The sequence below is a fragment of the Streptomyces sp. TBY4 genome (genome assembly GCF_024213195.1).
Lineage (GTDB): Bacteria > Actinomycetota > Actinomycetes > Streptomycetales > Streptomycetaceae > Streptomyces.
In genome coordinates, this window is sequence record NZ_JANAVF010000003.1 from 149,761 (window position 1) to 171,095 (window position 21,335).

Consider the following 21,335-nt stretch of genomic DNA (forward strand, 5'->3'; position numbering starts at 1 on the left):
GTCCAACGACAGTTATGAGCTGAAATCCCAAGTTCGGCTTATGGGTTGAGGGTGGAGCGGGGTACTCCGGCCTGCCCGTTCAGCAGCCGACGCGGTTGGAGGCCGCCTGCTTGAGGGCCTGCAGCACCACGGCCGTCGCCGGGACGCGCAGATGGTCGCGGTACACGTGGGCCGCGATGTGGCGGCGGGCGGCCGGCAGCAGGGCCCGCCCGCACACCTTGCTCAGCGAGAGCGAGGGCAGCACCAGCGCGGGCATCATGGCCACCCCCAGCCCCTGCGCGACCAGGCTCTGGACCACCAGGTTGTCGTCGGTGGCGAACCGGATGTCGGGGACGAAGCCGAGCCCCGCGCATTCGTGCAGCAGGTTCGCCCGGCAGCGCGGGCAGCCGGCGATCCACCGCTCCTCGGAGAGGTCCGCGAGGTTCACGGCCCGCCGGCGGGCCAGCGCGTGCCCGGTCGGCAGCAGCACCGTCAGCTGGTCCTCCATGAGCCTGACCTCGGCCACTTCCTCCGGCACCTCCTCGTGCAGGCCGGGATAGGTGAAGGCCAGGGTGATGTCGCACTCGCCCCGCTCCAGCCGGCGCAGGGAGTCCGGGGGCTCCCCCTCCAGCAGCTCGACCTGGATGCCCGGGTGCTCCTTGGCCAGGCTGCTCAGGGCTTCCGGGACCAGGGTGACGTTGGCGCTGGGAAAGCCGCACAGCCGGACCCGGCCGGTCAGCAGCCGGGCGTAGGCCTTCAGCTGGGACTCGGCGGCCGAGAGGCTGCCGAGGATGGCCTCGGCGTGCCGGGCCATGGACTCCCCGGCCTCGGTGAGCTGCATGCGGCGGCCCACGCGGGTGAACAGCGGGGTGCCGACGGCGCGTTCGAGCGCCTTCATCTGCTGGGTGATCGCGGGCTGGGTGTACCCGAGGACCCGGGCGGCGGCAGAGTAGGACCCCGAGGTGACCACCTCGTGGAACGTCCGTATGTGCCGCGAATCGAACACCGTCGAAGCATAAGCGGACGTTGGGAGGGGCCGCAGGCACAATCGCGCCTACGGCCCCTCTCCATCAAGCCAGTCGGGTCTACTTGTCGCCGACCCGCGAGCCGAGCGTGATGTCCACCGTGGTCGGCTTGCCGCCGCGCAGGTAGGTCAGCTTCACCGTGTCACCCGGCTTGTACGTCCAGATCTCGCTGATCAGGGTCGGGCCGCTGTCGATCGGCTTGCCGCCGAACTCGGTGATCACGTCGCCGGGCTTGAGACCCGCCTTGCCCGCCGGGCCGCTCGGGTCGACCAGGTCGTTGGCCGAGGCACCCGTCTCGGAGATCTTCGCGCCGTCGGTCTTGGCCGCGAGGTCCACGGAGACCGAGATCACCGGGTAGACCGGCTTGCCCGTCTTGATCAGCGATTCGGCGACGTTCTTCGCCTGGTTGACCGGGATGGCGAAACCGAGGCCGATGGAGCCGGCCTGGCCGCCGCCGAACCCGCCGTTGCCCGCCGACTGGATCGCCGAGTTGATGCCGATGACCGCGCCGCGGCTGTCGAGCAGCGGACCGCCGGAGTTGCCCGGGTTGATCGAGGCGTCCGTCTGGAGGGCGCTCATGTACGAGTTCTTGCCGCTGGAGCCGTCACCCGAGGCGACCGGGCGGTTCTTGGCGCTGACGATGCCGGTGGTGACCGTGTTGGACAGGCCGAACGGAGCGCCGATCGCGATGGTCGAGTCGCCGACGGCGACCTTGTCGGAGTCGCCGAGGGGCAGCGGCTTGAGCCCGGACGGCGGGTTCTTCAGCTTGAGGACGGCTACGTCGTACCCCTGGGCCCGGCCGATGACCTCGGCCTCGTACTTCTTGCCGTCGGAGAAGGTCGCGCTGACCTTGCCGCCGTTGGCCGCGGAGGCGACCACGTGGTTGTTGGTGAGGATGTGGCCCTGCTGGTCGTAGACGAAACCGGTGCCGGTGCCGCCCTCGCCGTCGCCGGCCGAGGCCTCGATGGTGACGACGCTGGGCAGCGCGCCGGCGGCCAGGCCCGCGACGGAGCCGGGGTCGCGCTTGAGGTCCTTGGGCGTGTTGCCGGCGCTGACCGTGGTCGAGCCGGAGCCGTTGGCGCTCCGGTCGGCGGCCCAGTAGCCGACTCCGCCGCCGACGCCGCCCGCGATGAGGGCCGCCGCGAGGACGCCCGCGATCAGACCGCCCTTGCTCCGCCCCTTGGGCTGCGGGGCGCCGTCGGTGGCCAGGGACGCGCCCCAGCCGCCACCGCCCTGGCCGCCGCCGGCGCCGTACGCGGGAGCCGCGGGCGGCGGGGGAGGCCAGCCCTCGGCACCCATCGCCTGCGGCGCGGGAGCGGGGGCAGCCGCGGGGGCCTCGGCGTACGCCGGGGTGACCGGCGGGACCGGGCTCTCGGCATACGCGGGAGCCGGCGCGGGGGCCGGAGCCGGCGCGGGAGCGGGAGCGGGCGCCTGGGGCGGAGCGGGGGCCGGAGCCGCGGGCTGCACGGCGGCGGGCTGGGCCTCCGGAGTCCGGGGGAACTGCTGGGTCGGTTCGGTGCCGGGCGCGGGCGTCGGCGGCAACTGCTGCGTCACCGGCTCCACGGGCGGAGCCGCGGGGGGCGTCGGGGCCGCGGTGCCCTCGTTCTCGGTGCTCACAGCGCTCTCTCCTCGTCACACACGGCTTCAGAAATACGGGCGATATCGGTCCGGCTGAACGTTCGACGTGCCGTACAAGTTCCTGGGCAAAGCCTTTCCCATGACCCGTCAGAGCACTGTAAGCCGGACCTGTGAGTCTCCCCCATCCTTTATCTCCGACATTTCGGACGCATCCCCAGAAGCACCCGCCAGACCCCTCACCCGACCTCTCGCGACATCCGGCCCCCTCTCGGTGGCACCATGAGCCGGTGACCCACGCAACGCCGCGCCCCATCCAGGTCGTCGCCCACCGCGGCGCCTCGGAGGATGCCCCCGAACACACGCTGGCCGCCTACCGCAAGGCCATCGAGGACGGGGCCGACGCCCTCGAATGCGATGTCCGGCTCACGGCCGACGGCCATCTGGTCCTGGTCCACGACCGGCGCGTGAACCGCACCTCCAACGGACGCGGCGCCGTCTCCGCCCTGGAGCTGGCCGATCTCGCCGCCCTCGACTTCGGCTCCTGGAAGGACCGCGAGGAGTCCCCCGACTGGGACGCGGACCCCGAGCGGACCTCCGTACTCACTCTGGAGCGGCTGCTGGAACTGGTCGCCGACGCCGGGCGGCCCGTACAGCTGGCGATCGAGACGAAGCACCCGACCCGCTGGGCCGGACAGGTGGAGGAGCGGCTGCTCTTCCTCCTCAAGCGGTTCGGACTGGACGCCCCGCCCGCCGGGGGACCGCACCCGGTCCGGGTGATGAGCTTCTCCGCGCGCTCCCTGCACCGGGTGCGGGCGGCGGCGCCGACCGTCCCGACCGTCTACCTGATGCAGTTCATCTCACCCCGGATGCGGGACGGGCGGCTGCCGGCCGGAGTACGGATCGCCGGACCGGGGATGCGGATCGTCCGCAACCACCCGGGCTTCATCCGCAAACTTCAGGCCGCGGGGCACTCCGTTCACGTGTGGACCGTGAACGATCCGGAAGATGTTCAGCTCTGCGCTGATCTGGGTGTGGAAGCGATCATCACGAACAGGCCGCGACAAGTTTTGTCACAGCTGGGGCGCTGACATCCCGTTTTGCACATCCGTCCCACGGGAAACACCCGTTACGGGGTGTGCACCGGCGCATCCGCTCCGCGTTCGGTCGCCGTGAATGCGTCAGTGGGCGCCGGTCCGGCGGTTTCCGGTCCAGGCCATTGGGGCATCCAGACCATGCGTGGGGCTAAGGAGGTTCCGGGGGTGGCGTTGATGGTGGCACAAGAAGTGCCCACGTCGTCGTGCATGGACGTGTCCCATGGTCCTGCGGGCGTGGGCGAGGCGAGGCACCGGATGCGAGAGCAATTGCGCATCAGCGGAGTGTCCGAATCGATCGTGGATGATGCCGTACTGATCCTTTCCGAACTGCTCAGCAACGCCTGCCGGCACGGCAGACCGCTGGGCGCCCGGGAGATCGGCGACGGCGGGATACACGCGTCGTGGCGCGTCGACAAGGCGGGGCGGCTGACGGTCGAGGTCACGGACGGCGGCGGGCCCACCCGTCCCATCCCGGCCAAGCCCTCGGTCACCGCGCGGGGCGGGCGGGGGCTGAACATCATCAGCGCCCTGGCCCAGGACTGGGGTGTCCGGGACGGAGCGGCGGGTGAGGTCACCGTGTGGGCGACCGTTGCCTGTGGGCCCCGGCACGATGATTTCGCTACGCGCGTTGCGCCCCCGGCGATCGATTTCAGTACGGCCTTCGACGATCTGGATCCCTGATCCGACCGGGCCCCGACCACGAGTGGACGGATGGCGGCCGTCCGGGAGCGCACGCCGACCGTGCTCCCGGCCGCACCCCACCGGTTGTGGCGGTACGAACGGCTAGGCTCGCGCCCAGACCGACGCCGTACCGCCGCAACCGGGAGACACCCACGATGGCCAAGAAGCGCCCCGCCGCGAAGTCCGCGAAGCCGCAGCTCAACAACGGGGAGATCCCCGTCGTGGGCGCCCGCGAGCCCTGCCCCTGCGGATCCGGGCGCCGTTACAAGGCCTGCCACGGCGCGGCCGCCGCGCACGCCGTGACCGAGCACGTGGCCCGTCCGTTCGAGGGCCTGCCCGGCGAATGCGACTGGGTGGCGCTGCGCGAGCTCGTCCCCGCCGCCACCGTGCCGCTCACGCTCAAGGGCGGACTGCCCGAGGGCGTCCCCTCCGTCACGCTGGTGACCGTACTCCCGCTGGCCTCGCCGGCCCTGCGCCGTGAGGACGGCTCCGTCCTGCTCGGCCTGCAGAACGACTCGACCAGCGGCGACCTCGCCCGGGACATGGCCGACACCCTGGAGCGCGCGCTCGCGGCCGAGCCGGGCACCGTCGTCGCGGCCCGCCGGGTTCCGGCCGAGGGTCCGCGACTTCAGGATCTCCTGTCCGTGGAGGACGGTTTCGAGCCGGTTGTCCACAGCGGGTTCGAGTTCTGGATTCCGGAAGCGGAGAGCGCCCAGAGCGCCTCCCCGGAGATCGCCGCCTCCCTGGAGCGCGCCAACGCGGCCGCCATCCCGACCGTCAAGCTGACCGGCGTCGATGCCGCCTACTGGTGCGAGACCCCGGACAAGAACCACCTGCGCTGGGTCATGCCGCACCCCGAGGAGAAGCTGCTCGACGCGCTCGCGCGCCTGCACGCCGCCGGCACGTCCTCGCTCGGCGAGGGCACCAAGCTGGTCGGCTCCTTCCGCGCCCACGGCCTGATGGTTCCCGTCTGGGACCTGCCGACCGGGGTCTCGGCCGAGGACGTCGAGAAGCCCGCGGCCGAGCTCGCGGAGCGGCTGGCCGCGGCCCTCGCGACCGACGCGCCGCTGACCACGGAGGAGCGCCGGGCCCGCGGCGGACTCACCAACCGCCAGGTCACGCTCAGCTGACCGGCCGGACGGCCCGTTCGCGGGCCGGCCACGAAGGTCCCCGGGAGGACCTCGGTGCGGACCGGGGGGTCACCGGTGACCGGTGACTGGTGTCACAACTGCCGGTATTCGCCTGCAAATCGGTGTCCGAATATCAGAGATCGAATTTGCGAACAGGCGATCTCTTGTTACCGTTCTTGTAGCCCGGTCGCTGGTGCATCCCCCGTCGCCAGCGACCGGGCCCTTGAGTTTCCCGTGGCGCTCAACCGCCAGCCGGTACCGGTGAGTTGCTCCCGGACCGCAGGAGCAGGGCTCCTTCATCATCCGGAACTGCGAATTCCGCTACGGCCGAGTAGTCCTCCGGAGCCCCGGCCGACTCCTCCCGCGGCGTTTCGCACAGCCCCGGTTCGTCGCCCGCGCCCACCGCGCAGCGGATCTGCACCGTGCGCCCCGCCGGACCCATCACCGTGAGCACCGCGTCGAGCGCGCGGCCGCTGGTGTTCCGGTAGTAGCTGCGCCCCCACGTCCGTCCCTCGCCCGACAGGACGCAGGTCTGCGCCTCCACCCCCTGCGGGGAGGACAGTTCGGGTCCGCAGCGGGCGTCGGTACGCGGCTGCTCGGCCGGGCCCGGGCCGGCCGGCGCCGCGGCGGGGGACGGCGTACGGGACGCGGAGGCATCCCTGGACGGGTGACCGAGTCCGAAGGTGGAGAGCAGCCCGCCGCCCTTTCCGTCACTCCGACCGGCGAAGTCCGGCCCGGCGATCGCTCCCGCCAGCGGGAGCGACAAGATGATCAACACACCGGCGCCGATACCGATCAGGCGGAGATTCATTCGCCGAAGATAGCGATGTGGGAATGGGGCACGGAGATCCCCGCGCCCAATTCCCTTGGAAACTCGTCCTGCTGGCACCCGTACGAGTGATCCGCCCGCGCACGGACCCTCGTACGCGGGGCCCCGTACACGAGTCCCGGTCCAGGGGCCCCAGTACGCGAGACCCAGTACGCGAGACCCAGTACGCGAGCCTCAGTACGCGAGCCGGCTCCCGCCGCCCGGTGCCCCGGTGCTCGCCTCCACCAGTGCGTCCACGACCGCCTCCACCTCCGGCAGCCAGATCCCCCCGGCCTCCTCCGCCGGCTCGCGCTCCCACCGCACCTGGCCGCCGCCGACCGCGGGGGAGGGCGGGAGCAGCAAGTAGCCGCCCTCGCCGTGGAAACGGAGCGAGGAGGGCACGTGGTCCTTGGCGTAGAGGATCTCGCCGAGCCGCTCCAGCGAGTACGGGGCGACGAGCAGCGACCACCGCGTGGGCGTGGCCACGATCGGCCCGAGCCGCAGTCCCGCGGCGTCCAGTCGTACGACGGCGCGCGCGGCGGCCGCTGCGGGCAGGCTCACCGCGCAGGGCGCGCTCCCGCCGGTGGCCAGCAGGATCGGGGCACCCGCCCGGTTGGCCCACCACCAGGACACCATCCGGGGGTCGGTGGTGGCCGCGAGCAGCCCGGGATCGAAGGGGTGGGCGCCGGGTACGACGCAGTCGGGGTCGGGGCAGGCGCACCTGGCGCTGTCGGCGCCGGAGCGTCCGACGCCCGGCAGGACGGGCCAGTGCCAGGTGACGGCGCAGGTCAGCGCCGCGTCGAGGAGGGCCGGCGCATCACCCTGCGGCGGGGCGGGGCGCAGGGATTGCAAGCGATTGCGGAGCCGCTGGAGACGCCTTCCGAGGATCTCGCGCATGAGCGCTCGTTCCTTTCCGTTGAACGCCGAGGGCCACATCACACCATGTAAGCGGTGTTTCACCACACGTACACGTTTCGCGTCACTGTCCGCCTGAAGCAGGTTCACACGGTTCGTGCAGTCTTCTTACGGGTCCATGAAACGTCCGTCGGGATCGGTACGCGACCCGGGACCGTGCGGGGGGACGGCTGCCGTCGATGGGGACGACGGGCCGCGCCCGGCGGTTCCCGGCAGGCGCCGGGCTGCGCCAACTCTCCCCGGGTGCAACGGATTACGTACCCGGACCGGCCGGCGGACTCGCCCAGTCGACCGCAAAAACCGTCCGCTTCCCGCTTTTTCCGGCCAAGTTCTAGCCCTGATCGAACAGCGAGTTGCCGCCCCACGGACACCAGGATTCCCACCTGGGCAATGCTGGACATCGCTCCTCGTGTGCGTGTAGATGTGGATTCATTGATAGCGGCGCAGCATGATCTGGGGGTTTGCGATGCTATATGGCGAATCGCACCAGCTGGAAAGGCGGACGCCATGAGCGCCCCGCATCTGCCGAAAGTGGCTGGAATCGATCCAGCTGTCACAGCGTCCCCGCACACTGTGGCGCCCACACCGGTGCCCACGGCCGTGTCCGCCCCGGCGGGCCCGCGAACGGCCCACGCGCCGGCGCAGGGCCCCGCCGCGAGCTCGGTCATCCAGGACCGCCTCGCGGGCATGGTCTCCGACCTCACCACCCTCCACGAGCTCACCGAGCGGCTCGCCCGCGCCAGTGACCTGACCTCTTCCCTCCAGGAGTTCCTGCGGGCCGGCGCGGCCCTCGTCGGCGCCCGGCGCGGCCTGATCGTCCTGGAGCCCTCCGACGGGCTCGGCCCCACCACCACCATCGGGCTCGGGCTCGGCCACGCCGACCTCGGCCACATCGAGACCGTGCCCCGCAGCGCCACCTCCTACGGCCGCATCCTCGACGGCCTGCCCGACGCCCACGGCGGCTCGGAGGTCCTGCCCGAGCCCGGCACGGCCGCGGGCCCCGGTACCGGCGGGTACACCACCCCCGTGGACCCCCGCCACCGCGAGGTCGCCGCCCGCCTCGGCTACGCCGCCAGCTACGCGCTGCCGCTGACCGCCGAGGCCACCGGCCGGCTCGGCGCGGCCGTCTGGCTCTACGACGAACAGGCCGAGCCGGGCGACCGCCAGCGCGACCTGGCCGGGCTGTACGTCGGGCACGCCTCCGAGCACCTGGCCCGGATGCTGGAGGTGGAGCGCGCCCGCTCCAACCTGGCCACCGTCGCCGAGGAACTCCTGCCCAGCCGGCTCCCCCGGGTCTCCGGGGTCCAGCTCGCCGCCCGGCACCACACCGGTCCGCACGGCGGAGGCGACTGGTACGACGCGCTGCCGCTGCCGGAGGGCGCCCTGGGCCTGGCCGTGGGCTCCGTCACCGGATCGGGGCCGAGCGCCGTCGCCGCGATGGGCCGGCTGCGCGCCTCGCTGCGGGCGTACGCCGTCATGGAGGGCGAGGACCCCGTCGCCGTCCTCTCCGACCTGGAGCTGCTGCTGCGCCTGACCGAGCCCGCCCGCTCGGCGACCGCGCTCTTCGCCTACTGCGAGCCCGCCGGGGGCCCGAACTCGAACGGCCGGGGGAGGAAGCTCATCCTGGCCGGGGCCGGGCACACCCCGCCGCTGCTGATCGGCGAGCGGCGCACCGAGTACGTGGAGACCACCCTCTCCGCGCCGCTCGGGATGCTGTCCTGCTGGGAGGCTCCGAGCGTGGAGATCGAGCCCGCGCCCGGAGAAACGGTGCTGCTGTACACGGACGGGCTGCTGCGGCGCACCGGGGACCCGATGGACCGGGCGTACGCGCGGCTGCACGCCGCCGCCGCGGGGGTCCCCCGTAGCGCCCGCGAGGACCCGGCAGCCATCTGCGACCACATCCTGCGCACCGTGCTGCCCGACGGCGACGGGGACGGACCGGCCGCCCCGGCGGACGCCTCCGAGGACATCGTGCTGCTCGCGGCACGGTTCGAATGACGCGGGGATGAGGCGGGGCGTGTGACCCGGTTTGGCGGATATGTCACACGACCCGTCGGGGGGCGTCCGCTCACCCATACGATGGATGAGGTCCATACCCGGTCCGTGTCCGCCGTACTGAGGAGAAGACGTGGCTGACGAGCTCACCCCGGAGACCCCGGAAGAAGAGCAGCCCAAGAAGAAGCACAAGCAGCGCAAGAACGGGCTGTACCCGGGTGTCAGCGAGGAGCTCGCCGCGAGCATGCGCACGGGCTGGGCCGACACCGAGCTGCGCGGACTGGAGCCGATCGCCCAGGCCGCGCACACCGCCGCCCGCCGCTCCGCGCTGTCCCGGCGCTTCCCCGGCGAGCGCCTCGTCGTCCCCGCCGGACGGCTGAAGACGCGCTCGAACGACACCGAGTACCCCTTCCGCGCCTCGACCGAGTACGCGTACCTCACCGGCGACCAGACCGAGAACGGCGTCCTGGTCCTGGAGCCCGCGGGGGAGACCGGCCACACCGCCACCGTCTACCTGCTGCCCCGCTCCGACCGCGAGAACGGCGAGTTCTGGCTCTCCGGCAGCGGTGAGCTGTGGGTCGGCCGCCGCCACTCCCTCACGGAGGCCGAGCAGCTCCTGGGCATCCCGGCCAAGGACGTGCGCAAGCTCCCCGAGGAGCTGGCCGAGGCCGAGGGCCCGGTCCGCAACGTCCGCGGGCACGACTCCGTCATCGAGACCGCCCTGACCGACAAGGTCACCAAGGAGCGCGACGAGGAGCTGCGCGTCTACCTCTCCGAGGCCCGCGCCGTGAAGGACGCCTTCGAGATCGGCGAGCTGCAGAAGGCCGTCGACTCCACCGTCCGCGGCTTCGAGGACGTCGTGAAGGTGCTCGACAAGGCCGAGGCCACCTCCGAGCGCTACATCGAGGGCACCTTCTTCCTGCGCGCCCGCGTCGAGGGCAACGACGTCGGCTACGGCTCCATCTGCGCCGCCGGCCCGCACGCCTGCACCCTGCACTGGGTCCGCAACGACGGCGACGTCCGCTCCGGCGACCTGCTGCTGCTCGACGCCGGTGTGGAGACCCACTCCCTCTACACCGCCGACGTCACGCGCACGCTGCCGATCAGCGGTACGTACACCGACATCCAGCGCAAGATCTACGACGCGGTGTACGAGTCCCAGGAAGCCGGCATCGCCGCCGTCAAGCCGGGCGCGAAGTTCCGCGACTTCCACGACGCCTCGCAGCACGTGCTCGCCGAGAAGCTCGTCGAGTGGGGTCTGCTGGAGGGCCCGGTCGAGCGTGTCCTGGAGCTCGGTCTGCAGCGCCGCTGGACCCTCCACGGCACCGGTCACATGCTCGGCATGGACGTCCACGACTGCGCCGCCGCGCGCACCGAGGCGTACGTCGACGGCACGCTGGAGCCGGGCATGTGCCTGACCGTCGAGCCCGGTCTGTACTTCCAGGCCGACGACCTGACCGTGCCCGAGGAGTACCGCGGCATCGGCGTCCGGATCGAGGACGACATCCTCGTCACCGAGGACGGCAACCGGAACCTGTCCGACGGGCTGCCCCGCACCTCGGACGAGGTCGAGGCCTGGATGGCGCGGCTCAAGGGCTGACACCGCCGGCTTGCGCATGGCTCGTACGCGCCGATGGGCGGGACCCTCCACGGGTTCCGCCCATCGGCGCGTCTACGACACCTTCAGCAGGGAGTCGTCCCGCCACTTCAGCATCTTGTCGAAGCTGACCACGGCGCCCCGGCCCGGCCGGTTGCGGAAGCGGACGTGGTCGGCGAGTTCCTCGATCAGGTGCAGGCCCCGGCCGTGCTCGGCCAGGGAGGGTCTGCGGCGCGCCACCGTCGCGGCCGGGAACCCCGGGCCCGAGTCGCTCACCTCGATGCGGCAGCGGTCCCCGTCCAGATAGGCCGTGACGTGGTACGCCCCGCTCCCGTCCGGCGGGCCGGCTCCGCGGCCACCGTGCTCCACGGCGTTCGCGCACGCCTCGCTCAGCGCCACCGACAGGTCGAAGGAGATGTCCGGGTCCACCCCCGCCGTCTCCATCGTCCCCAACAGCAGTCGCCTCGCCAGGGGCACACTCGCTGCTTCGCGCCTCAAGTGGAGAGACCACCAGATGCTCATACGGTTACCTATTGCCGCCCTGGGCCGGGGCTAAGCCCCCGTGGGCCGGTAGAGGCCCCGTTCGGCCGATGCGGCACTCCCGGGGAGCGGTGTATGCCGGAGGGCCGGCGCGGGAATGCGAACCGGCTGTCGCACCTGCCGTATGCAGCGCCTAAGGCCAGTGCGATGATGGCCCGGCCATGACTGCCCCCCACGCGACGCAGGCCGGACCCGGCCTCAGGCTGATCCGGGCCGCGGTGTTCACCGCGGTCTGTGTCGTGCTGTCCGCGGTCGGGCACGCACTGGCCTCCTGCGCGACGGTGCCCTGGTGGTCCCTCTGCGCCGGCTTCCTCGCCGTCTTCGCGGTGGCGGCCCCGCTCGCGGGACGCCGCCGCTCGCTGCCCGGCATCGCCGCCGCACTGGCCGGCGGACAGCTCGCCCTGCACACCCTGTTCGGCCTCGGCCAGCACGACGCCTCGACGGGCGGCGGCAGCTCCTCGGAGACCTCGCTCGCGGCGCTGGCCGCCCAACTGGTGTGCGGGGGCAACTCCGTCCCGATCCACCCGTCGGATGCCCGGCGGATCGTGGAGAGCGCCGGACTGGACCCGGACGCCGTGGCCGCACAGGCCGGGGCGCAGGGGCACATGGCCCACGCCCACGTGGAGCAGGGCCTGCTGGAACCGGCCGGCGGACTGGTGGGGCTGCTCAGCCCGGCCATGCTGATCGGGCACCTGCTGGCCGCACTCGCCGCCGGCTGGCTGCTCGGACGCGGCGACGCCGCGCTGTTCCGCCTCCTCGAACTGTCCCGGCTCTCGGCCGGAGCCGGACCGGTGCGCCCGCTGCGTGCCGCACTGGCCTACGTACGGGCCCTCGGCGCGGGCCTTCCGGGCCTGCCCGCCCGTACCCCGCGGGCAGCGGGCGCGGGGACCGGACCCACGCTCTCCACGGGCAGGGACGCACTCCAGCACACGGTGATCAGGCGCGGGCCGCCCACGGCGTTCGCCCTCGCAGCCTGAAGCGGCACCCCTCCTCCCCGGGACTCACGACGGGAGCACCGGTGCCGCGAACTCCGTGCGCGCCGCGCGCGGAGCCACCGTCACCACAGCTTCCGTGGAGTGTTTCTGCCGTGAAGACCTCTCGCGTCTCCTTCGCCGCCGCCCTCGCCGCCGGTTCCGTCCTCCTCCTCTCCGGTACCGCCTTCGCGCACGTCAGCGTGCAGCCCGTCGGGGAGGCCGCCAAGGGCGGTTACGCGACGCTCAACTTCAAGGTCCCCAACGAGCGCGACGGCGCCTCGACGACCCAGCTGGAAGTCAACTTCCCCGTCGACCAGCCGCTCTCCTCCGTCATGCCGCAGGACATTCCCGGCTGGACCGTGAACGTGGAGAAGACCAAGCTCGACAAGCCGCTCACCGTGCACGGCAAGCAGATCAACGAGGCCGTCACCAAGGTGACCTGGTCGGGCGGCAAGATCGAGCCCGGCAAGTTCCAGCAGTTCCCGGTCTCCGTCGGCAAGCTGCCCGAGAACGCCGAGCAGATGGTCTTCAAGGCGATCCAGACCTACGACAACGGCGAGGTCGTCCGCTGGATCGAGGAGCCCAAGGAGGGTGCGGCCGAACCGCAGACTCCGGCCCCCGTCCTGAAGCTGACCGCCGCCGGTGCCGACCACCACGACGCCGCCAAGAAGCCGGCGGACGAGGCGAAGAACTCCGACGCCCACAAGGACGGCCACGACACAGCTGCTGCGAAGAGCGGCTCCGACACGACCGCGCGCGCCCTCGGCGTCGCCGGCATCGTCATCGGACTCGGCGGCGTGGCCTTCGGCATCGCCTCGCGCCGCCGCACCTCCTGACCTTCCGCCTTCCCGACCTGCTGATACCGCGCGGCCGGCCGGCCTTCCGGTCCGGCCGGGTTCGCGGATCCACCCGTACCACCCCCCGATCTCAGGGACTTCCCCATATGCACACCACCCGTGTGACGCTCGCCGCCCTCGTGGCGGCGGCCGCCCTCACCCTCACCGCCTGCGGTGGCGAGCCGGCCAAGAACGGCCAGGTCACCCAGATCAGCGAGAACCAGGCGAAAGCCGGGTCCGCCACCGTGCTCGACCGCCCCTTCGACAAGCCGGACGTCGTCCTCACGGACACCACCGGCAAGCCGTGGAACCTGCGCGAGCAGACCAAGGGCAAGCCGACGCTCATCTACTTCGGCTACACCCACTGCCCCGACGTGTGCCCCCTGACGATGAGCAACATCGCCGTCGCCAAGAAGGCACTTCCCCAGGCCGACCAGGACAAGCTCCAGGTCGTCTTCATCACCACCGACCCTGAACGGGACACCCCCGAATCCCTCGGCTCGTGGCTCAAGGGCCTGGACCCGGCCTTCACCGGGCTGACCGGGGACTTCGCCACCATCCAGGCCGCCGCGCGCTCGCTCGGCATCGGCATCGAGGCCGCCACCACGGACGCCGCCGGCAACGTCGTCTCCATGCACGGCGCCCAGGTCATCACCTTCTCGCCCAAGACCGACGAGGGGTACCTCCTCTACGGCGAGAGCACCACCGTCGATGACTACACCAAGGATCTGCCGAAGATCATCAAGGGAGAGAACCCGTGAACGCCCGCACCACCCGCACCCTCGCAGCCGCCCTCTCCCTGACGGCCGCGCTCGCCATATCCGGCTGTTCCTCGGATGCGGACTCCGCGTCCGGTGCCGCGCCGAAGCTGACGGTCAGCGGTGGGTACATGCCGGAGCCCGTGAACGACAAGATGGCCGGCGCCTTCATGGTCATCAAGAACGACTCCAAGACCGCCGACAAGCTGACCGGCGTCACGAGCCCGCTCTCCGACGATCTGCAGATCCACGAGACCAAGGATCAGAAGATGCAGCAGGTGCAGTCCCTGGACGTACCCGCGAACGGCGAGCTGCAGCTGGCGCGCGGCGGCAGCCACGTGATGTTCATGGGGCTCAAGAACATCCCCAAGGTCGGCGACAAGGTCAGCATCGAACTGCGCTTCGAGAAGTCCGGCCCGGTCAAGGTCGAGCTGGACGTCAAGGAGCGGACGTACAAGGCTCCGACATCCACCGACGGCACCGCCCACTGACGGACCGAGGGACTGACACGCCATGACGGCCACCGCCCCGACCCCATCCACGGCCCGCGTCCGCGCCACGGCACTCCTGCCGCGGCTCGCGCTGGTCCTCGCCGCTCTGCTGGCAGCCTTCTTCGCCGCTGCCGCGCCGGCCTCGGCACACGCCGCGCTGACCGCGAGCGACCCCACGGACGGGGCGGTGGTCGCCACGGCGCCCGCCCAGATCACCCTCTCCTTCTCGGAGTCGGTCGCCATGAACGGCGACTCCATCCGGGTCCTGGACCCCCAGGGCAAGCGCGTCGACACCGGTGAACTGCGCGACCTCTGCAGCGGGAGCCTCATCCGCTACGGAACCGCCCTGCGCCCGGGGCTGCCCGACGGCACCTACACCGTCGCCTGGCAGGCCATCTCCGCGGACAGCCACCCGATCTCCGGCGCCTTCACCTTCTCCATCGGAGCCCCCTCCGAGACCGCCGTCTCCCTGCCCTCACGGGCGGCGGGGGACGGGCCCGTCGCCGTCGCCTACGGCATCGCGCGCTACGTGGCCTACGCCGGGTTCGCCGTGCTCGTCGGCGCCGCCGCCTTCATCCTGCTGTGCTGGCGCCGGGGCGCCGCGCAGCGGCCGATGCAGAGGCTGGTCGTACGGGCCTGGGTCGCGCTCACCGTGGCCACCCTGGTGATGCTGCTGCTCCGCAACCCGTACACCGGGTCGGGGAACTTCGCCGATGCCTTCGACCTGACCGGGCTGAAGGCCGTCCTGGAGACCAAGTCCGGAGCCTCGCTCGTCTCGCGGCTGCTTCTGCTCGGCGCCGCCGCACTGTTCATCACCGTCCTGTTCGGCTCCTATGCCCGGCAGCACACGTCGGAGGGCACGGCGGGCACGGCAGAGGACGACGGGGAGGACGCCAAGGGGGAGAGCGACCTCGTCTTCGGGCTCGGCATCGGCGGGGCCGTCGTCGCCGCCGGCATCGCCGCCACCTGGGCGCTGTCCGAGCACGCCTCCACGGGTATTCAGACCGCCCTCGCCATGCCGGTCGACATCGTGCACCTGCTGGCCGTCGCCGTGTGGCTCGGCGGGCTCACCGCCCTGCTCGTCGCGCTCCACAAGGTCCCCGGGATCGAGCGCACGGCCATCCGGCGCTTCTCCACCGTTGCCTTCACCAGCGTGGTCGTCCTGGCGTGCACCGGCACCTACCAGGCCTGGCGTCAGGTCGGCAGCTGGTCCGCGCTGACCGGGACGGAGTACGGCCGGCTGCTGCTCCTCAAGATCGGCCTCGTCGCCACCGTCGTCGCCATCGCCTACACCTCGCGGAAGTGGACCGCCCGGCTGGCCGGGGGCCAGGGCGAGGCGGAGGGCGAGGCGGAGGGCGAGGCCGCGGGGGAGGCGGGCCTCACCGCCGATGTTTCACGTGAAACAACGGCCGTGGCGGTCGCCCCTGCCGAGACCGTCGCCGACCCCCGCCGTGCCGCGCAGCTCGCGCGCCAGAGCGCCGCCCGGCGCACCGCGCGGGAGAAGCAGGTGCGCGACGCCGACCCGGACCGCGCCGGACTGCGCCGCTCCGTCCTCGCCGAGGCCGGTGTCGCCGTGGTCCTGCTGGCCGTCACCACCATCCTCACCAGCACCGAGCCCGGCCGTGCCGCGGAGCTGGAGGCAGGCCGCGGTTCCACCGCCACCGCGGTCCCCGACCGCGCGGTCAAGATCACGCTGCCCTTCGACACCGGCGGCCAGAACGGCAAGGGCTCGGTCCGGCTCCAGCTGGACCCGGGCCGCATCGGTGCGAACACGCTCCACGTCTGGGCCGAGACCCCCGACGGCAAGCCGCTCGACCTGCCCGAGCTCAAGGTCTCCTTCACCTTGGAGGCCAAGGAGATCGGGCCCCTTCCGCTCCTCCCCGAGCGGGCCGCCGCCGGACACTGGACCGCGTCGGGCGTCCAGCTCCCGCTGGCCGGCGACTGGCGGATCGACGTGACCGTCCGCACCTCCGACATCGACCAGACGACCGTCCAGAAGAACGTGAAGATCGGCTGACCAGCGTGACCCAGAACAGCGAACCCACCGAGAACGCCGAGAGCCCCACGATCGACATCTCCCGGCGCCGTCTGCTGGGCACGGTCGGCGCCGCGGGCGCCGCCGGGCTCGCGCTCGGCGCCGCGGGCGGAGCCCTCGTGCAGTCCGGGGCCTCCGGGTCCGGGACGGCGGGCTCCGGCGGTGCTCCCAGCAGCCTCGGCGCCACCCGGGTCGACTTCCACGGGGACCACCAGGCCGGCATCACCACGCCCCTCCAGGCCAAGGGGCACGTCCTCGCCTTCGACCTCGCGCCCGGTGCCGGACGTACCGAGGCCGCCGCCCTGATGCGGCGCTGGTCCGACACCGCGCGGCGGCTGACGGCGGGCGAGACCGCCCCGGTCGCCGACACCGGCATCGCGCTCGGCTCCGGACCCTCCTCCCTGACGGTGACCTTCGGATTCGGTCACTCCTTCTTCGAGCGCACCGGCCTCACGGCCCGCCGCCCCGCCGCCCTGGATCCGCTGCCCGCCTTCTCCGCCGACCGGCTCGACGCCCAGCGCAGCAACGGCGACCTCTGGGTCCAGATCGGCTCCGACGACGCACTGGTCTCCTTCCACGCGCTGCGCGCCCTGCAGAAGGACGCCGGAGAGGCGGCCCGGCCGCGCTGGCAGATGAACGGCTTCAACCGTTCTCCCGGTGCCACCGCTTCCCCCATGACCGCCCGCAACCTCATGGGCCAGGTCGACGGCACCAACAACCCGAAGCCCACCGAAGCCGACTTCGACCGGCGGATCTTCGTCCAGGGCACCGTGCCCCCGGAGCACGCCTGGATGGTCGGGGGCTCGTACGCCGTCGTACGCCGCATCCGCATGCTCCTCGACCAGTGGGACCAGCAGTCGCTGGCCCAGCAGGAACAGGTCATCGGCCGCACGAAGGCCACCGGCGCCCCGCTGACCGGAGGCGGCGAGACCACCGCCCTGGACCTCGACAAGACCGGTGCCGACGGAAAGCCGGTCATCCCCTCCAACGCGCACGCCCGGATCTCCGCACCCGCGCAGAACGGCGGAGCGGCCATGCTCCGGCGCCCCTTCTCGTACCACGACGGGATCTCCGCCGACGGAACCCCCGACGCGGGGCTGCTCTTCATCTGCTGGCAGGCCGATCCCTCCCGTGCTTTCGTCCCCGTCCAGCGCAAGCTCGACCGCGGCGACGCCCTGTCGGAGTTCATCCGTCACGAGTCGAGCGGCCTGTACGCGGTGCCGCCCGGCGCACGCCCGGGGGAGTACGTGGGGCAACGGCTGCTCGAAGGGTGAACAGCCCAGGTGGCCTGCGGGCCCCGGCATTAGGCTGATCGCATGTCGGCCACCCGCTTCACCTACCTCGGTCCCGAAGGCACGTTCACCGAAGCCGCCCTTCGCACCCTCCCCGAAGCCGCGACCCGGGAGCTCGTCCCGATGGTTTCGGTACCGGCCGCCCTGGACGCCGTGCGCAACGGCGAGGCCGCGGCGGCCCTGGTCCCGATCGAGAACTCGGTGGAGGGCGGGGTCACCTCGACCCTGGACGAGCTGGCCGCCGGCGTGCCGCTGATGATCTACCGCGAGGTGCTGCTCCCCATCGCGTTCGCGCTGCTGGTGCGGCCCGGGACCCAGCTCTCGGACGTCAAGACCGTCACGGGGCACCCCGTCGCCCAGCCGCAGGTGCGCAACTGGCTGCGGTCGAACCTGCCCGACGCCCTGTGGGAGTCGGCTGCGTCCAATGCCGACGGTGCCCGGCTGGTGCAGGAGGGGCGTTTCGACGCCGCCTTCGCGGGCGAGTTCGCGGCCGCCACCTACGGGCTGGTCCCGCTGGTGACCGAGATCCACGACGCGCAGAACGCGGAGACCCGCTTCGTGCTCGTCGGGCGTCCTGCCCGGCCAGCCGCGCCGACCGGCGCCGACAAGACCTCCGTCGTGCTGTGGATGGGCGACGACCGCCCCGGCGCGCTGCTGGAACTGCTCCAGGAGTTCGCCGTCCGCGGGGTGAACCTGATGCTGATCCAGTCCCGGCCGACGGGTGCGGGGATCGGGAACTACTGCTTCGCCGTGGACGCCGAGGGCCACATCTCCGACCGCCGGGTCGGCGAGGCGCTCATGGGCCTCAAGCGGACCTGCCCGCAGATCAGGTTCCTCGGTTCCTACCCGCGCGCCGGCGTCGCTCAGGGTGACGTCCAGGCGGCGCGGGCCGGTACCTCCGACAGCGAGTTCACCGCGGCTTCGGACTGGCTGACGCGCTGCCTCGACGGGCGCCCCTGACGCTCTGTCCACTGCCCGGTCCACTGTCCACAGAGTTATCCACAGGGATCGATGCGGACCTGGGGACAAGTCGACAGAGCAACACGACAAGGTCGACAAATCGGTCGGGTAGCGCAGGTTTCGCGCTGACGAGCGGGAGGTGAACGGTGTCACCCCTGTATCACCGATCAACTCTTTGGGGCGAGTCATTCCCACCCGAATGAGTGTGTGAGGGTGGTTTGAACCCTGATTGGGTCCACGCACTCCATCATCGGGATTGATCTAATCCTGTGTCCACAGATCCAGCGCACAGCCTGTGGATAAGCCGGTCGCCCGGGGAATTCCTGTGGACAAGGCAGACCCTCCGGCCCTGCTCAGAGGCCGCCCGATCGCTGCCCGTGCGTCCCCTTTCGGGGAATGGGGATGGTTTTATCGGCCTCCGCGGAAGGACTGCTTCCACTCTCCCGTCCGAAGTTTTCCATTCGCGGCAATTAGGACAAAGCGACACGCAGCGTGATATCGGTGCGCTCCCCCGAAGCCCGGCCCGGTAGCCTGGAGGGGTGATTGACCTCCGGCTGCTCCGTGAAGACCCTGACCGTGTCCGCGCCTCGCAGCGCGCCCGTGGAGAGGACGTCGCCCTCGTCGACGCACTGCTCTCCGCCGACGAGCGCCGCAGGTCCTCCGGCATGCGATTCGACGAACTCCGCAACGAGCAGAAGTCGCTCGGCAAGCTGATCCCCAAGGCCTCTCCGGAGGAGCGGGCCGAGCTGCTGAAGAAGGCCGATCAGCTCAAGCAGGACGTCAAGGCGGCCGAGGCCGAGCAGAACGAGGCGGACGAAGCCGCCAAGCAGCTGCTCCTGCGGCTCGGGAACATCGTCCACACGGACGTGCCCGTCGGCGGCGAGGAGGACTTCGTCGTCCTGGAGACGCACGGCACCATCCGTGACTTCGGCGCCGAGGGCTTCGAGCCCAAGGACCACCTGGAGCTCGGCGAGTCCCTGGGCGCCATCGACGTCGAGCGCGGTGCCAAGGTCTCCGGCTCGCGCTTCTACTACCTCACCGGTGTCGGCGCCCTGCTGGAGCTCGCCCTCGTCAACGCGGCCATCGCACAGGCCACCGAGGCCGGCTTCGTCCCGATGCTCACCCCCGCGCTGGTCCGCCCGCGCGCCATGGAGGGCACCGGCTTCCTCGGCCAGGCCGCGGAGAACGTGTACCACCTGGAGGGCGACGACCTCTACCTGGTCGGTACCTCCGAGGTCCCGCTCGCCGCGTACCACATGGACGAGATCATCGACGCGGACAAGCTGCCGCTGCGCTACGCCGGCTTCTCCCCGTGCTTCCGCCGCGAGGCCGGCACGTACGGCAAGGACACCCGCGGCATCTTCCGCGTCCACCAGTTCGACAAGGTCGAGATGTTCTCGTACGTCGCTCCGGAGGAGGCCGAGGCCGAGCACCAGCGTCTCCTGGACTGGGAGAAGCAGTGGCTGACCAGCCTCGAGCTGCCGTTCCAGGTCATCGACGTGGCCACCGGCGACCTGGGCGCCTCCGCCTCCCGCAAGTTCGACTGCGAGGCGTGGATCCCCACGCAGGGCAAGTACCGCGAGCTGACCTCCGCCTCGAACTGTGACAGCTTCCAGGCCCGCCGCCTTTCGGTGCGCTACCGCGACGGAAAGAAGACCGCTCCGCTGTCCACCCTGAACGGAACGCTGTGCGCGGTCCCGCGCACGATCGTCGCGATCCTGGAGAACCACCAGCAGGCCGACGGCACGGTCCGGGTTCCCCCGGTGCTCCGGCCCTACCTGGGCGGTCGCGAAGTCCTGGAGCCGGTCGCCAAGTGAGCACGGCCCCGTTCCCGTACAAGCTCGTCGCGACCGACCTCGACGGGACGCTGCTGCGCGGCGACGACACCGTCTCGGAGCGCACCCGTGAGGCGCTGCTCGCGGCCACCGCGGCGGGCGCAGCGCACATCATCGTCACCGGCCGCGCCGTGCCGTGGACCCGGCACGTCCTCGACGACCTCGGCTACAAGGGCATCGCCGTCTGCGGACAGGGCGCGCAGGTCTACGACGCCGGCGCGCACCGGCTGCTGACCTCGGTGACCCTCGACCGGAAGCTGGCCGCGCTGGCGCTGGAGAAGCTCGAGGCCGAGGTGGGTCCGCTGGCGCTCGCCGCCAGCCGGGACGGAGTCGAGGGCGAGGTGCTCTTCGGCCCCGGCTACCAGGTCCAGGAGGGCCTTCCGGCGCTCTACCTGGAGGACACCTCCGAGGTCTGGTCGGCTCCGCTGAACAAGCTGTACATCCAGCACCCCGAGCTGGACGAGGACGCCCTCGTGCAGGTGGCCCGGGAGACCGTGGGCAGCCTGGTCGGAGTCGTCATGGCCGGTCCGGGCATCGTGGAGATCCTGCCGCTGGGGCTGACCAAGGCCACCGGCCTCTCGCTGGCCGCGCGCCGGCTGGGGGTGAAGGCGGCCGAGACGATCGCCTTCGGCGACATGCCCAACGACATACCGATGTTCGGCTGGGCCGCGCACGGAGTGGCGATGGCCAACGCGCACGCGGAGCTCAAGGCGGTGGCCGACGAGGTCACCACCTCCAACGAGGAGGACGGCATCGCCGTGGTCCTCGAGCGTCTGCTGGGCGCCGCCTGACCGAGCAGAAGAGAACGGAAG

The 21,335-nt window shown here is 71.7% G+C and carries 19 protein-coding genes; 14 read left to right on the top strand and 5 right to left on the bottom strand.

Annotated elements, in window-relative coordinates:
- Positions 1 to 79 precede the first annotated feature (79 nt).
- Complete coding sequence (locus NLX94_RS08635) at positions 80 to 985, bottom strand: LysR family transcriptional regulator (protein ID WP_254382025.1); 906 nt, start codon at positions 983 to 985, stop codon at positions 80 to 82.
- A 79-nt stretch (positions 986 to 1,064) separates the two neighbouring features.
- Positions 1,065 to 2,621: a S1C family serine protease gene (locus NLX94_RS08640; RefSeq protein WP_254382026.1), complete on the bottom strand. Its 1,557-nt coding sequence runs from the start codon at positions 2,619 to 2,621 to the stop codon at positions 1,065 to 1,067.
- A 248-nt stretch (positions 2,622 to 2,869) separates the two neighbouring features.
- On the opposite strand from NLX94_RS08640, the gene NLX94_RS08645 reads away from it, so the two are divergent.
- From NLX94_RS08645 to NLX94_RS08655, 3 genes are all read left to right on the top strand, one after another.
- Complete coding sequence (locus tag NLX94_RS08645) at positions 2,870 to 3,670, top strand: glycerophosphodiester phosphodiesterase (RefSeq protein WP_254382027.1); 801 nt, start codon at positions 2,870 to 2,872, stop codon at positions 3,668 to 3,670.
- Positions 3,671 to 3,850: 180 nt separating this feature from the next.
- The gene (locus NLX94_RS08650) at positions 3,851 to 4,357 is read left to right on the top strand and encodes an ATP-binding protein (protein WP_254382409.1); all 507 of its coding nucleotides are present in this window, start codon (positions 3,851 to 3,853) and stop codon (positions 4,355 to 4,357) included.
- 155 nt (positions 4,358 to 4,512) lie between these two features.
- Positions 4,513 to 5,487, top strand: a complete 975-nt coding sequence (locus NLX94_RS08655) for a DUF5926 family protein (RefSeq protein WP_254382028.1) — start codon at positions 4,513 to 4,515, stop codon at positions 5,485 to 5,487.
- A gap of 241 nt (positions 5,488 to 5,728) precedes the next feature.
- On the opposite strand, the gene NLX94_RS08660 is transcribed toward NLX94_RS08655, so the two are convergent.
- Both NLX94_RS08660 and NLX94_RS08665 read right to left on the bottom strand, forming a co-directional pair.
- Positions 5,729 to 6,298 carry a hypothetical protein gene (locus NLX94_RS08660; RefSeq protein ID WP_254382029.1) on the bottom strand — a complete coding sequence of 190 codons (570 nt, stop codon included), beginning with the start codon at positions 6,296 to 6,298 and terminating at the stop codon, positions 5,729 to 5,731.
- Positions 6,299 to 6,490: 192 nt separating this feature from the next.
- Positions 6,491 to 7,192 carry a bifunctional DNA primase/polymerase gene (locus tag NLX94_RS08665; protein ID WP_254382030.1) on the bottom strand — a complete coding sequence of 234 codons (702 nt, stop codon included), beginning with the start codon at positions 7,190 to 7,192 and terminating at the stop codon, positions 6,491 to 6,493.
- A 408-nt stretch (positions 7,193 to 7,600) separates the two neighbouring features.
- Here NLX94_RS08665 and NLX94_RS08670 point away from each other — a divergent pair, with 408 nt between their 5' ends.
- Together NLX94_RS08670 and NLX94_RS08675 are read left to right on the top strand one after the other, a co-directional pair.
- The gene (locus tag NLX94_RS08670) at positions 7,601 to 9,208 is read left to right on the top strand and encodes a PP2C family protein-serine/threonine phosphatase (RefSeq protein WP_254382031.1); all 1,608 of its coding nucleotides are present in this window, start codon (positions 7,601 to 7,603) and stop codon (positions 9,206 to 9,208) included.
- Between the two features lie 130 nt (positions 9,209 to 9,338).
- Positions 9,339 to 10,805 carry an aminopeptidase P family protein gene (locus NLX94_RS08675; protein WP_254382032.1) on the top strand — a complete coding sequence of 489 codons (1,467 nt, stop codon included), beginning with the start codon at positions 9,339 to 9,341 and terminating at the stop codon, positions 10,803 to 10,805.
- Positions 10,806 to 10,877: 72 nt separating this feature from the next.
- Here the strand turns inward: NLX94_RS08675 and NLX94_RS08680 are convergent, their stop codons facing one another.
- Positions 10,878 to 11,324 carry an ATP-binding protein gene (locus NLX94_RS08680; protein ID WP_254382033.1) on the bottom strand — a complete coding sequence of 149 codons (447 nt, stop codon included), beginning with the start codon at positions 11,322 to 11,324 and terminating at the stop codon, positions 10,878 to 10,880.
- Positions 11,325 to 11,503: 179 nt separating this feature from the next.
- On the opposite strand from NLX94_RS08680, the gene NLX94_RS08685 reads away from it, so the two are divergent.
- The 9 genes from NLX94_RS08685 (at position 11,504) to NLX94_RS08725 (ending at position 21,314) form a co-directional block, all read left to right on the top strand.
- The gene (locus tag NLX94_RS08685) at positions 11,504 to 12,319 is read left to right on the top strand and encodes a hypothetical protein (protein WP_254382034.1); all 816 of its coding nucleotides are present in this window, start codon (positions 11,504 to 11,506) and stop codon (positions 12,317 to 12,319) included.
- A 110-nt stretch (positions 12,320 to 12,429) separates the two neighbouring features.
- The gene (locus NLX94_RS08690) at positions 12,430 to 13,152 is read left to right on the top strand and encodes a YcnI family protein (RefSeq protein WP_254382035.1); all 723 of its coding nucleotides are present in this window, start codon (positions 12,430 to 12,432) and stop codon (positions 13,150 to 13,152) included.
- Positions 13,153 to 13,259: 107 nt separating this feature from the next.
- A complete protein-coding gene (locus NLX94_RS08695; RefSeq protein ID WP_254382036.1) occupies positions 13,260 to 13,913 on the top strand; it encodes an SCO family protein in 654 nt (217 codons plus the stop codon).
- Positions 13,910 to 14,401: a copper chaperone PCu(A)C gene (locus NLX94_RS08700; RefSeq protein ID WP_254382037.1), complete on the top strand. Its 492-nt coding sequence runs from the start codon at positions 13,910 to 13,912 to the stop codon at positions 14,399 to 14,401. The genes NLX94_RS08695 and NLX94_RS08700 overlap by 4 nt, the downstream gene beginning before the upstream one ends.
- Before the next feature lie 22 nt (positions 14,402 to 14,423).
- On the top strand, positions 14,424 to 16,418 hold the full coding sequence (locus tag NLX94_RS08705) for a copper resistance protein CopC (protein WP_254382038.1): 1,995 nt from the start codon (positions 14,424 to 14,426) through the stop codon (positions 16,416 to 16,418).
- A 5-nt stretch (positions 16,419 to 16,423) separates the two neighbouring features.
- Positions 16,424 to 17,710, top strand: a complete 1,287-nt coding sequence (efeB, locus tag NLX94_RS08710) for an iron uptake transporter deferrochelatase/peroxidase subunit (protein WP_374683927.1) — start codon at positions 16,424 to 16,426, stop codon at positions 17,708 to 17,710.
- A gap of 42 nt (positions 17,711 to 17,752) precedes the next feature.
- Positions 17,753 to 18,688: a prephenate dehydratase gene (gene pheA / locus NLX94_RS08715; protein WP_254382039.1), complete on the top strand. Its 936-nt coding sequence runs from the start codon at positions 17,753 to 17,755 to the stop codon at positions 18,686 to 18,688.
- Between the two features lie 539 nt (positions 18,689 to 19,227).
- A complete protein-coding gene (serS, locus tag NLX94_RS08720; protein WP_254382040.1) occupies positions 19,228 to 20,505 on the top strand; it encodes a serine--tRNA ligase in 1,278 nt (425 codons plus the stop codon).
- A complete protein-coding gene (locus tag NLX94_RS08725; RefSeq protein ID WP_254382041.1) occupies positions 20,502 to 21,314 on the top strand; it encodes an HAD family hydrolase in 813 nt (270 codons plus the stop codon). The genes serS and NLX94_RS08725 overlap by 4 nt, the downstream gene beginning before the upstream one ends.
- Positions 21,315 to 21,335: the final 21 nt, after the last annotated feature.